The following is a 12,465-nucleotide window of genomic DNA, read 5'->3' as shown; positions in this document are numbered from 1 at the left end:
GCCTATATAGGCCGCCGGATGGCCATCCGGCGCGCTGCCGTCTCCTACCACGCGCAACGAGCGGCCCTGGCCCTCGCTACAGCTCGCCTGCTGCCGTCGTGCTCTGGCTATTGTCATCGCCGCCCGTCGCAATGCGGCGCTATAGTCGCAATTCGCAGGCTGACTGCAAGATGTTGGAGACCCATAGTCAATGCCGTTAGATTGGTCAGGCTCTATCATCATTGGAGCGATAGAAGCTCATGTAAGTTTCATTGCTATGGACACTCGTCCGGACGCTCACGGGCATGCAACAATTAGGGGCAGGGCGTCCTTTGGCCGCTATAATCAATTTCAGGCCGGCAGAGCGGAAGTCGTGCAAAAGGAGTTTGGTATATCGCTGGCGATAGACGGCCGCTTGGCATCTCAAGCAAAGCTCGACGCGACGGTGTGGCCGGCGGCGTTCGACGAAGTTACAGAAAATGACGGTGTCATTGGAATCATTTTCAAGGCCGATGAATTCGACGAGCGATCCGCTAACTTGTTTCTACATCCAAATCAATTCGACAAAATCATGCCTATGATGGGCCTCGGCATTCGCGCGGGTATTACCCTTTTTGTTCGGGAAAGCACCTTGTCCGATTGCTTTTTGATAGTCAGAGCCGACTTCGGCACAACGCTGTTTGCGGCTCAGGAGTGAACGGAGGGTGCGCCCCAGTGGCACGCGTTCAAGCATTGAGCGATTAGGAATTGCGGTGACAGTGCACTGAATTCCAAGGCCAAAGCGCTCGTTGACATGGTTTAGTGCACTGTCACCTTAATCCGCCGCCTCCGCAAGATAGGTCTAGAACAGCTTGGACACGCCCTTGGCCAGCAGGACTAGGCTTGTTGCCTGTACCCCTGCCGTAGCCAGGACTGCCGTAAACATCAGTGCGAAGCCCCACCTCGGGCCGAACGCTCTCTGTACGGTCTCCGACTCCCGAAGTACCGCGGCCAGGCCGATGCCCAACCCGCGTTTAACAGGTTCAACTGGCTCAACTTTCCTCTTTTTCGATACCGCCTTTGCCACGGTACTCTCCATCTAGAACCCTGTCCGCTCTTCTGGGTGCCCGTAGGCTTCACGCCAGAAATTAGGGTCTAATTAACCATTAGAGAATTGCGCCGCAGTTAACTCGACTGCGTAAACGAGAGATCCAGGGGAGCGCCGTGCAGAGTTCCTGCCACGGCTCTACCCAAGCCATCGCTCACCCCTCCTCCAACAACATCTCAAGCTTTGCACAACCGATCTCCTCTCCAGGAAGACATCTCCCGGAGTTGCACCTTCTCAGTTGTCCTGCGGTGTTAAGCGATCAGCACTCGCTTACCCGGCTACACTTCATGAAGCTTTAGTTCGGCACGACCCTTGACTCGAACTACAAACTCAGGCCTTGCGAATCAAAGCAACCACTGACTTCCGTTACCTTAAGTACGATTCATACATTTCAGCGCCCAAACGACAAGGTCAGAACCTCACGCGTAGCACAGGAACCGTCCCACCACATGAAATCACTATTTTAGTCGCAAGTGGACTTCGGTTATTTCTGATCGTATTATTTGAAGCTTCCGAGCTCGCGTGACGCCTTCGTAAAAAGAATTGCGCCCCAGAGGGCGCTTAGGTCAGCCAACACGGATAGTCGGCTCAAAGCACGGGCGCCTTCCTAGCAAACTCATCGACAATTGCTTTCATGGTTGGCACGGGAATTACGGTGACAGTGCACTAAATTCCAAAGCCATAGCGTCAGTTGACACCGTTTAGTGCACTGCCACCGTAATCAAGCTCGGGCGTGGCGAAGGATTGTGCTCGGATTGCGCAAGGTAGAGCGGCGGGCGTCCGCGGCTACTGCTGCGGCAAGTCGGCTATCACCTCACCAATGAGCTTGTTTATGGGGGAAGCATTCTTGAAATACTTAAGGCTGTAATTTCTTGCGGCCTTCTTTTCTACTCGGGAGCCGCAAGCGGAAGCCCAGGCGAGCCAATCTGAGGTGCCGTCCTTCAGGTGTGTCTCGCGAAGCTCTGTGAGGCCAAAGCGCTGGTCGGCTATCTCGAGAACTTTAGCCCTCGTGATTGGGGTCGCCCATGGGTGTGTATAGAGAGAGTGAGCGATGTCGCTTGCCTGCTTCGTCGCCAATAGACTCTCTTCAAGGATGACTCCTAACCAGAAGAGCTGGAATTCGGGAATGATTTTGTTCTGTGCTACGAATTTGGCGATGATCGCGGAGAGGGAGGGTTTGTCGCGGACGAACTTAGTGAATTGGTAGATGCTCTTTGCCAGGTGAGGAAAGTCACGCAACAAATCCTCAAACCTCGCAAGAACGTCCGCAGAGTGATTTCCCATCAACGAGAGTACGAGTTCCGCGTCTTCCTCCTCCAGATGTGGCCTCGCGAGCAGCTCCCTTAGAAGTTCCGTTTCCTTTTTCGTCAGATTTCTGAGCTCTTCGTCGACGTCGCTTTCGTCTTCATCGTACCCGCGTCTCACTACTCTCCGTCGTTTTCTGAGAAGTCCTTTTTTAACTCCATCTAGGGCCCGCTCAATCTCGTCATCCCCCTTCAAAAACAATCGAGTCTTGGATGGGTTAACTGACAGGCCCTTTGCGCTCAGCGCTTCTTGGACATAATAAAAATCGCTCAGCAAAGTGTCCTTGTCGTTTGCAAAGAGCACGAAGTCATCCATGAAGCGAATAAGCACGTCAGATTGCAATCGTCCTGACTGCTGCACAAACTCAAGAAACGCGTTACCCATCATCTTTGCAGGGTAAAGGCCCTGCGGTAGGCAATCGATGCTCCTTCCCGAGTTGATTTCTCTTAGAAAGCTGCCGAGCGCACTGACGTCCTCGGAGGATGCTCCGATTCGTTCAAACCAATGGACGAGATCATGATGATAGATTGAGTTGAAGTATGATGCGACGTCGAACGAGATGCTGTGGGCGTACGTCTTTCTGTATTGGCTCATTGCTCCCTTGAAGCCGCGATAGGAAAGGGTGGCCTCTGTCGGTTCGCCTACGTTGAAATTGTAGCCGAACGTCTCACGTTGCTTGTTGGTTGGGCGACGGAAAAAGCGACGATTGCGATACAAAAGATCGTAAAGGAACATCTCGGCGACCGGATCCAGCTTGAAGGTGCGCCGGAGATGTCCACCCTGCTTCATTGCAAACACGCGCTTTTGCGGCAGGAAGTGGTCCGAGTTTGACTTGGCGTACTCGACGAACTTGTCGAACGCAGCCTCGCCTAAGACCTTATTGGTGCGTAATGGGAATAGCGTCTTGCCCAAGTCGTTCAGAAAAAATGATTTCCCGTTGAAGGGCGGCTTTGGTGGTAGGGAAGGTGCTGTACGTGTCGGAGGTAGCTTGGGCTGGGTGGTGGCAGTCTTCGAAGGCTTTTTCATTGCGGCGACTCAGTTTTCAGCAGGACCAACTACCGGTCGAGTTAGAGCCTACGTTCTTCAATCGCTCAAGGGTTGTCGTAGCCTCAGCGCAGCGCTACATAGTGCTGCTAGCGGCGGATAAAAGCAGGGCTATCTCAAAGGCTTGGAATGAGATGAGGTCCCTCCCTAGGGACCGCCGCGTGATGGTTGCTGCATCGGGCCTAGGTTCGCAGACACATCTGGCAGAATGAAAATTGCAGCTACAAAAGCCCGGGCGTGAACGCAAACTTGCTAGTATTTTCAATGCCGATGCCGTTGGTTTGTCGGACCCGCCCAACTGTACCGGTCTTGCCGATGGCCTAGCCCTGCTTCCCCGCAATGATCTCCTGTCACGTCGCCACATGCCGCGCGAAGGCGCCGCGGCCGGCGGCGGTTGCGGTGACCGTGGTCTGCGGCTTCTTGCCCACGAACGCCTTCTCCACTGAGACGTAGCCCGCCTTGGCCAGCGGCTCGATATGCGCGCCGAGATTCCCGTCGGTCGCGCCCGTCAGCTTCTTCAGGCGCGAGAACTCCAGGCCGGCCGACACGGGCAGCGTGTTCAGCGCCGCCATGATCTTCAGGCGCAGCGGCTGGTGGATGATGTCGTCGAGCTCCGCCATCCCGCTAGATCCGCCGCATCCAGAGGCCGCCGAGGATCAGGCCGCCGCCGTTGACGAAGGCCATCCAGAGCAGAAACGCCTCTCGCAGCCTACGGATGGAGCCCGACAGACCTGCTGCCCTAACGGCAAATCCGCCCGTTCCCATTGACTCGCATCGCGAATGGGCAAATCCTTCGGCAATACAATTGCCATCGTCATTTTCAGCACGACGAACTTCGGCGCCCTGGTCGTCATCGGCGCCATCTGATCAGATTATTTCTAACAGACACGGAGGGGCCGATGCGCGCGCTCGCCTTGAGAACCGTCTCCCTTTTCACCCTCGCGATGCTGAGCTCGATCTGTACCATGCCTGCCGCTCGCGCGGAGGACGGGACCGACGAGCAGTTTGGCAAGGTTCACTTCCAGACCACCTGCAACGAGGTGGCGCAGCGCCGCTTTGACCGCGGGATGCGTTATCAGCACTCCTTCTGGTACCGGCCCGCGAAGGAGATCTTCGAGGAAACGTTGCAGGCCGATCCGGAATGCGCGATCGCCTATTGGGGCATTGCCCTCAGTCTGCTGTATAATCCGCATTTCCCCGCGCCGAAGGAAAACCTCACCGAGGGTCTCGCCGCGCTGCAGAAGGCCAAGGCACTCGGCGCCAAGAGCCAACGCGAACGCGACTATATCGACGCGCTGCTGGCCTTCTATTCGGGCGACGAAAAGACGACGTTTGGCCAGCGCGCGCAGGCCTATCTCAAGGCAACCGAAGCCGTCGCCGCGCGCTACCCCGATGATGACGAGGCGCAGATCGCCTACGCCATCACGCTGAATGTCACGGCGTCGCCAAACGACAAGACCTATGCCAACCAGCTCAAGGGCGCTGCCATCCTGGAGCCGATCTTCAAGCGCCAGCCGCGACACCCCGGCGTCGCGCATTACCTGATCCACCTCTACGACTATCCGGCGATCGCCGAGCAAGGTCTCGACGCTGCCAAGCGCTATTCCGAGATCGCGCCGGCGGCGCCGCACGCCTTGCATATGCCGTCGCATATCTTCACGCGCGTCGGCTACTGGAACGAATCCATCGACGCCAATAGCCGTTCGGCCAAGGCTGCCAAGGAGGGCAAGGACCCCAGCGAGCAGCTGCATGCCGACGACTATATGGTCTACGCCCTGCTCCAGCTCGCGCAGGACAGCCGAGCCCGCGACGTCATCGCGGATATGGTTGCGACCACGGGCTATGCGCCCGCCGTCCGCGCCGGTCCGTACGCGATAGCGGCGAGCCAGGCGCGCTATATGGTCGAGCGCGGCGATTGGCAGGGCGCAGCCGCGCTGAAGGTCGAGCCGAGCCGGTTTGCCTATGTCGATGCGATCACCTATTTCGCCCGCGCCCTTGGCGCCGCGCGCTCCGGCAATGCAGATGCAGCAACGGCGGACATCGCCAAGCTGACGGAGCTGCGGGACAAGCTGCAGCAGGACAAGGACGCCTATTGGGCCGAGATCGTCGACATTCAGCGGCAGGTCGCCACCGCTTGGCAGCTCAATGCCCAGGGAAAGCAGGCGGACGCGTTGGAAGCGTTGCGCCTTGCCGCCGATGCCGAAGACAAAACCGAAAAATCGATCGTGACGCCCGGACCGCTTGCCCCGGCACGCGAGCTTTACGGGGTCATGCTGCTCGAACGCGGCATGGCGACCGAGGCATTGGTCGCGTTCGAAAGCACGATGCGCAAGGAGCCGAACCGTTTTGGCGCGATCATCGGTGCCGCTCATGCCGCCGAGAAGGCGGGCGACGCCGCGACGGCGCGCAAATACTACGCGAAACTCGTCGACATGGCGCGCAATGGCGACTCCTCGCGGGAGGACCTCGCGGCCGCGCGAAAGTTCATGGCTCAGAATTAGCAATGACTCAGATTTAGCAAAGGTGCTGCGGCAGCTTCAATGCGCCTGACAAGCAAATTCGTCGCGATCAGCGCAGCCACAGCACTGCTCTGCGCTGTCGCTGCCTTCTGGATATTGCGATCCGGCGAACCGGCACGCGCGACAGCGGCACCCGACGAAGTCCGCCCGGTGTGGACGGAAACCGACTGGCCTTTCGACGCAGATCCTTGGGGCAGAGGAAAGGCGTTCCGCTGCAAGGCCGACGATTGCGGCGGCGAGGTCCAGCTCTATGTTCGCGCCAAACTCGGCTTTTGCAATTGTGCCACCGGCGTCGCCGATGATGGCGACCTCGATCAAATGGGCGACCTGGCGCTGATCGGCAAGGCGACGCCGACCGGTGCCGGTCGAGAGATCATCGTCGGCCCGATGCGCGGCCGCAGCCGCGGCTATCGCGTCGAGGGAAGTCGCAACACCGCGCTTTCGCTCGCCTTCAATCAGCGTTGCGACATGGTGGTCGCGACGGCTCTGATTGGACCGGGCGCGCCTGCGTCACTCGAGCCGGCAGTGCTGGCGTTTCTCAATAGCGACCGCATGTTGAAATGGGCCGAGGTCGCGCTTGGGTTATAATTCAGCGATTGCTGCGAGCGCCGGTCAAACCTGCTTCCCCGCGATGATCTCCTGCAAGGTCGCGACATGCCTCGCGAAGGCGCCGCGGCCCGCCGCCGTGGCGGTCACCGTGGTTTGCGGCTTCTTGCCGACGAAGGCCTTCTCGACCGACACGTAGCCGGCCTTGGCCAGCGTCTCGATATGCGCGCCGAGATTCCCGTCGGTCGCGCCCGTCAGCTTCTTCAGGCGCGAGAACTCCAGGCCCGAGGTCGCGGGCAGCGCGTTCAACGCGGCCATGATCTTCAGGCGCAGCGGCTGGTGGATGATGTCGTCGAGCTCGGCCATGCCGCTAGATCCGCCGCATCCAGAGGCCGCCGAGGATCAGGCCGCCGCCGTTGACGAAGGCCATCCAGAGCGGGAACGCCTCGCCGATCGTGAAGAAGCCGATCAAGGTCAGCGCGGCGATGCCGAGACCGATCGCCACGAAGGCATGACCGAACCACAGGCCCGCCATCGTGTAGAACAACATGAAATAGAGCGGCCAGAACGTGCCGAGCTGGCGCGGACCGAAATGGCCGATCACATTGGTGCAGAGATAGCCGAAGGCGAAGAACAGCACGAAGACCAGCAGCAGCCTGACGTCGAAGGCTGCGCCGTGCGGGTGTCGCGGTGGATTGAGGACGCGGAGCGCCACCATGCCGCCGACGCCGACGACATCCGTGGCGACCCAGGCGTAGACCGCGCAGAGCGGCCAGAGCCAGGTGACGAGATTGGCTGCGAACACCAGCACGCCCCACCAGACCGCCGCGAGGCTCGCAAGCTCGTAGAGCTGCGACTGCTTCACGCGCTGGACGATGTCGTCGATATCGGCCAGCGCTGCGGACGCCTCCTTGCTGTCGATCATGTCTTTCTGTCCCTGCTATCTCGTATGACACGCGGTGACACCTGAGCGCGCGCCTCGTCCTTCGAGACGCCCGCCTTTGGCGGGCTCCTCAGGATGAGGCTTCGAGGAGGTTTTGGTTGTGAAACAACTGCCACACTTCCGGTCCTCATCCTGAGGAGGCTGCGAAGCAGCCGTCTCGAAGGATGGCTGCGCGCGCGTTTTGCCTCATGACTGCCCGCCCCCGCGCGTTGCGACGTCCTCGGCGATCGCGGAGACCGCCTTCGGATTGGTGACGATGCCCATGTGGTTGATGCCGTCGATGATCTTGACGTCGACCGACGGCTTGATGGCCTGCACGGTCTCCGCATATTTGTCCGAGATCATCATCTCGTCCTCGCCGGCGCCGAAGATCGTGACCGGACGTGTCGTCGCCGGAAGATCGATGCGATAGCCGCGCGTCGCGTAATTGCGCGTCAGGCGATCGGAATAGGTGGAGACGAGGTACTTGGCCGAGGTCGGCGGCACCGCCAGCGCGAGCACCGGAAGCTGCGAGCAGCAATCGATGCCGAGCTTGCGCAGCGCGGTCAGTCCGAAGAAGCGCGGGAGGTCGATGCTGGCCCAGCCGCCGGCATTGGGCCGGTTGGTCGGCGCGTCATAGCCGAGATAGGGCGCGAGCAGCACGGTGCGCACGAACATGTCCTGCATGATCGGCGTCGCGGCGACGCGCAGCGAGAAGCCGGCGCCGGCGGAATGGCCGATCAAGGTGAGCGGCAGGTCCGGCGCCGTCTTGCGCAGATGGGCGACGAAATCGACGAGGTCGTCCTCGAGCTGGCCGACATAGCCGATGTCGCCGCGCGTGCCGGAACCGCCGTGGCCGCGGATGTCGAGCGCCCAGGTCTCCACGCCGCGCGCGGCAATGGCATGGGTCAGCGCATGGTTGACGGTGCCGCTGGAGCCTGAGGAGCCGTGGATGAAGATGGCGCCGCCGCCCGTCGCCGCACCGCCCGGCGGGTAATGGCGATAGCCGATCCAGGTCCCGTCACGGGCCTGAAACCGCTCCAGCGGCGGCAGCGTGGACCAGTCGATTCCCTTGGCGGAATCGGACACCGATCGCATCTCCGGCGGCCGCTGCAGCGGCGTTGCGATCATCGCGGCCAGGATCAGCGCCACGGCGCCGACCGCACACAGGGCCCATTTCAGTCCGTTCAAAACGCCGCGCAGCAGCCGGATCGCCATGGCTCGACCTCTCCAAAACGCATCAACAATAGAGAACTCTATACTGCAGAGTACTCTTCCGATCAACCCAGGGGATTGGCGCTATCAGGCGAAAATCCTTAACGTCGGGTCCGACCCCAAAATGCCGAATCGTTTGCCGATGCCGCCTGCGGAACAACTGAACAACGCGTTCGAATTCACCGTCTCCGAGCTTTCGCAGTCCCTGAAGCGGACCGTGGAGGACACCTATGGCCATGTCCGGGTCCGCGGCGAGATCTCCGGCTTCCGTGGCGCCCACTCCTCCGGCCATTGCTATTTCGCGCTCAAGGACGAGAGCGCCAAGATCGAGGCGGTGATCTGGAAGGGCGTGCACGGGCGCATGCGCTTCAAGCCCCAGGAGGGGCTCGAGGTCATCGCCACCGGCAAGCTCACGACCTATCCGGGCTCATCCAAGTACCAGATCGTGATCGAGGCGCTGGAGCCGGCCGGCATCGGCGCCCTGATGGCGCTGATGGAGGAGCGCAAGAAGAAGCTCGCCGCCGAAGGCCTGTTCGACGAGGCGCGCAAGCAGCTCCTGCCGTGGCTCCCCGAGGTGATCGGCGTCGTGACCTCGCCGACCGGTGCCGTCATCCGCGACATCCTGCATCGCCTCGAGGACCGCTTTCCCCGCCACGTGCTGGTGTGGCCGGTGAAGGTGCAGGGCGAAGGCTCGGCCGAGCAGGTCGCGGCCGCGATCCGCGGCTTCAACGCGCTGCCGGAAGGCGGCAAGATTCCGCGGCCGGACGTGCTGATCGTCGCGCGCGGCGGCGGCTCGCTGGAGGATCTCTGGTCGTTCAACGAGGAGATCGTGGTGCGCGCGGCGGCCGAGAGCATGATCCCGCTGATCTCGGCGGTCGGGCACGAGACCGACATCACGCTGATCGACTTCGTCGCCGACAAGCGCGCGCCGACGCCGACGGCCGCGGCCGAGATGGCGGTGCCGGTGCGCAGCGACTTGTTCGTCGAGGTCGCCGATCTCGGACGGCGCACCCATGCCTATTGGCAGCGCGCCCAGGAAAGCCGCCGCAACGAGCTGCGTGCCGCCGCGCGCGCGCTGCCGTCGGCCGGCGATCTGCTGGCGATCCCGCGGCAGCGGCTGGATTCGGCAGGCAGCGCCCTGCCCCGCGGCCTCAAGGCCAATACGCATGCGCATTTCCGCAGGTTTACCGCGGCGAGCTCCAAGCTGACGCTGCGGGTGCTGCACGGCCAGATCTCGCAGGCCGATCACCGCCTCACCGTGTGCGGCGAGCGGCTTGGCCTGTCCGCGCGCTCGCTGCTGCGGCAGCGGCGCGACCGCTTTGCCGGGCTGGAGGTGCGCCTGCGCGCCTCGAAGCTGTCGAATGCGCAGGCGCAGCGCAACGCGATTGCGCGCCAGCGCGAGCGCACGCAGCGCCTATCCGAGCGCGCCGGCCGCGCGCTGGTCACGCTGATGCAGCGGCTGGAGGCCCGTGTCGAGAACAGCGGCAAGCTGCTCTCCGCGCTGTCCTATCGCAGCGTGCTCGCGCGCGGCTTCGCGCTGGTGCGCGATGAAGCCGGCCATCCCCTGCACGCGGCGGACGCGATCGGCCCCGGCGCGCGGCTCGAGATCGAGTTCGCGGACGGCCGTGTCGGCGCGACCGCGGATGCGGATCGCCCGGCGCCGGCAGCAAAGCGTGCACCGGCGCAACAGAAGCCGGCCGCTGCGCAGGAGACAAAACCCGCGCCGAAGCGTGTGGCGAAACCGGTCGATCAGGGCAGCTTGTTCTAAGCTCGCAATATTCTCAGCGTCGTCCCGGCCTAGTGCGCAATTGCGCACGGGGGGCCGGGACCCATACCGCGGAATCTATCGAGCGCGCGGGGTGTCAGTCCCGACCAACGAGTCTTCGCAAAACCCCGCCTTGGGGTTATGGGTCCCGGCCTTCGCCGGGACGACGCAAGAAGGGAGCCCGCGCCCCCCTACCGGCAGGACAATCCCGCGTCGATCGTGGTCCAGAAGCCGCAATGTTCCGGCGCGCGCATGGGGGCGCCGGCGTGGGCTTCGTAGAGGAAGACCGCGACGGTGAAGACGATCAGGGCGGAAGCGAAGAGTGTGATGCGGTTGCGCATGTGAGATGCGTTTAGTCGAGATCGTGGTCGAATGATGGCACCGCCACGCGCTGAAACCGCATCAAGGCGCGATCCGTAGATTCACGGTCGGCCATTCTCCGTGCAGGGCGGTGGTCGATGCGGGGCTGTCCGACTGACGTTGTTCCCCGGGCGGCCCCGCTTGAGTTCGACTGTCCCGGATATCGCTTCGCTGATCCGGGCTACACTACCGCGCCAGCCATTCCGCAACGTCCTTCTGCGACTCCGCGCGCGCCTCGGCATCCGTGCCGAGATGGCCGTGCTCGGGCGCCGTGGCATCGCTGCTGGCGCTGGCCGCGTGCAGCGGCGTATTGGCACGGTCGAAATCGTGATAGGCGCCGGGATAGACCACGATGCGCGCGAGCGCGCTGCGGCCGCGCGCGCCGTCGACCATCTGGCGGCAGGCCGGCGGCGACGATACGTCGTCATCGGCACCGATCAGCACCAGCGTCGGCACCCGCGCACTCCAACCCAGGCCCGCCGAGATCCGGCAGTCCGGATAGAACGCGATCGCGGCGCGGAAATCCGGCCCGTAGTCGCGCGCCGCGCTCTGCGGGCGCACGGCCCAGAGCAGCGCGCTGGCGCCGTTGGCCCAGCCGATCAGGCTGATGCGGTCGCGCGCCACCCAGGCCTGCTTCATCAGCCAGGCGCGCGAGGCCGCAATGTCCGCAACGCGCTCGCGCCGCGCCTTGACGTGGCTCTCCTTGATGCGGCATTGCGGCCCGAGCTCGCGCGAGCCGTAGCTGTCCGGCAGCAGCACGGCATTGCCTGCCTTAAGCAGCCGCTCGGCCCAGTCGCGATAGCGCGGCAGCACGGGATCGGAATGAGCGCCGAGGCCGCCGCAGCCATGCAGCGCGATCACGGTCGGAAACGGCCCCTCGCCCTCGGGCTTGTAGAGCTGCGCGTGCAGGACGCCCGACGACAACGGGATATCGACCTGCTGCGGCGCAGGCGACGCATGCGCGGCCGACATCAGCAATGTCAGGAACAAGGCGGCTAACGGAAGGCGCATCGGACTCTGCCGTGGTATCCTTCGGCTCAGCACTATCACGCGGAAACGGCGCCAAAACATCACAAACCGGTGGGTTTAACGGGCGGACAAGCCACCCTATCTATGCTACATCCCGTCCAACACATCGTGCCCTTACGGGCCTTCCACGGAGACTCTCGACCGTGCTGAACAAGTTCGGCTCTTCCGGCCATGGCGAAGCGCAGGTGCAATATCTCGACGGCGATTTTCGCGTGATCTCGCCGGGCACCTTCGTGCGCTGCGCCATCACCGACACGCGGATCCCGCTCGACGAATTGAAGTACTGGAGCGTGGATCTGCAGGAAGCCTACGCCACCCCTGCCGCCGTGCTGCAGCGGCACTTCCCGGGCGCGCCGAAGCCGCAGCCGTGAGGCCGCGCGTGCGCTGCTAGTGCTGCTCCGTGGCATCTCCACCTACGCAGGTCTTGATAAAGCTTTTCCTGGTCTCCCCGACGACCTTCTGATCGATCGCCTGCTTCAGGCAATCGACGCGCGCCTGCGCCATGCAGAGCTGCATCTGGTCGCGCTTGTCCTGCCCCTTCAGACTGGCCGTGGTGGCAAGACAGGTGACGCGCTTGGCCGAGGGAACCGGCACCGTGCCGGGAGCAGCCGACGGCGCCGCCGTTTGCGCGAACACGGGCGCAACAATCAGACACACAAGGCTGGCGGCAACGGCGGCGGACGGCAATTTCATC

At 62.5% G+C, this 12,465-nt stretch carries 14 protein-coding genes; 5 read left to right on the top strand and 9 right to left on the bottom strand.

Annotated elements, in window-relative coordinates:
• Positions 1–190 precede the first annotated feature (190 nt).
• A complete protein-coding gene (locus tag A7X65_RS18605) occupies positions 191–676 on the top strand; it encodes a hypothetical protein (protein WP_156527869.1) in 486 nt (161 codons plus the stop codon).
• Positions 677–1,852: 1,176 nt separating this feature from the next.
• On the opposite strand, the gene drt5 is transcribed toward A7X65_RS18605, so the two are convergent.
• The 3 genes from drt5 to A7X65_RS41825 all read right to left on the bottom strand — a co-directional run bounded on the left by drt5 (position 1,853) and on the right by A7X65_RS41825 (position 4,180).
• A complete protein-coding gene (gene drt5, locus A7X65_RS18595) occupies positions 1,853–3,397 on the bottom strand; it encodes an antiviral reverse transcriptase Drt5 (RefSeq protein ID WP_082884976.1) in 1,545 nt (514 codons plus the stop codon).
• Positions 3,398–3,765: 368 nt separating this feature from the next.
• A complete protein-coding gene (locus A7X65_RS18590) occupies positions 3,766–4,035 on the bottom strand; it encodes a winged helix-turn-helix domain-containing protein (protein WP_063687219.1) in 270 nt (89 codons plus the stop codon).
• Positions 4,036–4,039: 4 nt separating this feature from the next.
• Positions 4,040–4,180, bottom strand: coding sequence for a hypothetical protein (locus A7X65_RS41825; RefSeq protein ID WP_156527868.1), 141 nt, complete (start codon positions 4,178–4,180; stop codon positions 4,040–4,042).
• Positions 4,181–4,314: 134 nt separating this feature from the next.
• Here A7X65_RS41825 and A7X65_RS18585 point away from each other — a divergent pair, with 134 nt between their 5' ends.
• On the top strand, positions 4,315–5,916 hold the full coding sequence (locus A7X65_RS18585; RefSeq protein WP_063687217.1) for a tetratricopeptide repeat protein: 1,602 nt from the start codon (positions 4,315–4,317) through the stop codon (positions 5,914–5,916).
• Between the two features lie 39 nt (positions 5,917–5,955).
• Positions 5,956–6,522: a hypothetical protein gene (locus A7X65_RS18580; RefSeq protein WP_063687215.1), complete on the top strand. Its 567-nt coding sequence runs from the start codon at positions 5,956–5,958 to the stop codon at positions 6,520–6,522.
• Positions 6,523–6,546: 24 nt separating this feature from the next.
• On the opposite strand, the gene A7X65_RS18575 is transcribed toward A7X65_RS18580, so the two are convergent.
• The 3 genes from A7X65_RS18575 to A7X65_RS18565 form a co-directional block, all read right to left on the bottom strand.
• Positions 6,547–6,846, bottom strand: coding sequence for a winged helix-turn-helix domain-containing protein (locus A7X65_RS18575; protein ID WP_063687213.1), 300 nt, complete (start codon positions 6,844–6,846; stop codon positions 6,547–6,549).
• Positions 6,847–6,850: 4 nt separating this feature from the next.
• Positions 6,851–7,405 (bottom strand): hypothetical protein, encoded by a 555-nt coding sequence (locus tag A7X65_RS18570; RefSeq protein ID WP_063687211.1) that lies wholly within the window; start codon positions 7,403–7,405, stop codon positions 6,851–6,853.
• Positions 7,406–7,609: 204 nt separating this feature from the next.
• Positions 7,610–8,620, bottom strand: coding sequence for an alpha/beta hydrolase (locus A7X65_RS18565; RefSeq protein ID WP_063687209.1), 1,011 nt, complete (start codon positions 8,618–8,620; stop codon positions 7,610–7,612).
• A 139-nt stretch (positions 8,621–8,759) separates the two neighbouring features.
• Here A7X65_RS18565 and xseA point away from each other — a divergent pair, with 139 nt between their 5' ends.
• The gene (gene xseA, locus A7X65_RS18560; protein WP_063687809.1) at positions 8,760–10,385 is read left to right on the top strand and encodes an exodeoxyribonuclease VII large subunit; all 1,626 of its coding nucleotides are present in this window, start codon (positions 8,760–8,762) and stop codon (positions 10,383–10,385) included.
• A gap of 188 nt (positions 10,386–10,573) precedes the next feature.
• On the opposite strand, the gene A7X65_RS42670 is transcribed toward xseA, so the two are convergent.
• Positions 10,574–10,723 carry a hypothetical protein gene (locus A7X65_RS42670; RefSeq protein WP_167358256.1) on the bottom strand — a complete coding sequence of 50 codons (150 nt, stop codon included), beginning with the start codon at positions 10,721–10,723 and terminating at the stop codon, positions 10,574–10,576.
• Positions 10,724–10,928: 205 nt separating this feature from the next.
• Positions 10,929–11,753, bottom strand: a complete 825-nt coding sequence (locus A7X65_RS18555) for a dienelactone hydrolase family protein (RefSeq protein WP_063687207.1) — start codon at positions 11,751–11,753, stop codon at positions 10,929–10,931.
• Between the two features lie 161 nt (positions 11,754–11,914).
• Here A7X65_RS18555 and A7X65_RS18550 point away from each other — a divergent pair, with 161 nt between their 5' ends.
• Positions 11,915–12,142, top strand: coding sequence for a DUF2093 domain-containing protein (locus tag A7X65_RS18550; protein ID WP_063687205.1), 228 nt, complete (start codon positions 11,915–11,917; stop codon positions 12,140–12,142).
• Positions 12,143–12,158: 16 nt separating this feature from the next.
• Here the strand turns inward: A7X65_RS18550 and A7X65_RS18545 are convergent, their stop codons facing one another.
• Positions 12,159–12,464 carry a hypothetical protein gene (locus A7X65_RS18545; RefSeq protein WP_063687203.1) on the bottom strand — a complete coding sequence of 102 codons (306 nt, stop codon included), beginning with the start codon at positions 12,462–12,464 and terminating at the stop codon, positions 12,159–12,161.
• Between the last annotated feature and the right edge of the window lies 1 nt (position 12,465).

It is taken from the genome of Bradyrhizobium stylosanthis (assembly GCF_001641335.1).
Taxonomy (GTDB): Bacteria; Pseudomonadota; Alphaproteobacteria; order Rhizobiales; family Xanthobacteraceae; genus Bradyrhizobium; species Bradyrhizobium stylosanthis.
This window is presented reverse-complemented; position numbering and strand designations above follow the sequence as displayed.

Bases quoted from the DNA above. Each gene is read 5' to 3' on its own strand.
- A7X65_RS18605 (WP_156527869.1), top strand. From the start codon at position 191: ATGCCGTTAGATTGGTCAGGCTCTATCATCATTGGAGCGATAGAAGCT.
- drt5 (WP_082884976.1), bottom strand. From the start codon at position 3,397: ATGAAAAAGCCTTCGAAGACTGCCACCACCCAGCCCAAGCTACCTCCG.
- A7X65_RS18590 (WP_063687219.1), bottom strand. From the start codon at position 4,035: ATGGCGGAGCTCGACGACATCATCCACCAGCCGCTGCGCCTGAAGATC.
- A7X65_RS41825 (WP_156527868.1), bottom strand. From the start codon at position 4,180: ATGGGAACGGGCGGATTTGCCGTTAGGGCAGCAGGTCTGTCGGGCTCC.
- A7X65_RS18585 (WP_063687217.1), top strand. From the start codon at position 4,315: ATGCGCGCGCTCGCCTTGAGAACCGTCTCCCTTTTCACCCTCGCGATG.
- A7X65_RS18580 (WP_063687215.1), top strand. From the start codon at position 5,956: ATGCGCCTGACAAGCAAATTCGTCGCGATCAGCGCAGCCACAGCACTG.
- A7X65_RS18575 (WP_063687213.1), bottom strand. From the start codon at position 6,846: ATGGCCGAGCTCGACGACATCATCCACCAGCCGCTGCGCCTGAAGATC.
- A7X65_RS18570 (WP_063687211.1), bottom strand. From the start codon at position 7,405: ATGATCGACAGCAAGGAGGCGTCCGCAGCGCTGGCCGATATCGACGAC.
- A7X65_RS18565 (WP_063687209.1), bottom strand. From the start codon at position 8,620: ATGGCGATCCGGCTGCTGCGCGGCGTTTTGAACGGACTGAAATGGGCC.
- xseA (WP_063687809.1), top strand. From the start codon at position 8,760: ATGCCGCCTGCGGAACAACTGAACAACGCGTTCGAATTCACCGTCTCC.
- A7X65_RS42670 (WP_167358256.1), bottom strand. From the start codon at position 10,723: ATGCGCAACCGCATCACACTCTTCGCTTCCGCCCTGATCGTCTTCACC.
- A7X65_RS18555 (WP_063687207.1), bottom strand. From the start codon at position 11,753: ATGCGCCTTCCGTTAGCCGCCTTGTTCCTGACATTGCTGATGTCGGCC.
- A7X65_RS18545 (WP_063687203.1), bottom strand. From the start codon at position 12,464: ATGAAATTGCCGTCCGCCGCCGTTGCCGCCAGCCTTGTGTGTCTGATT.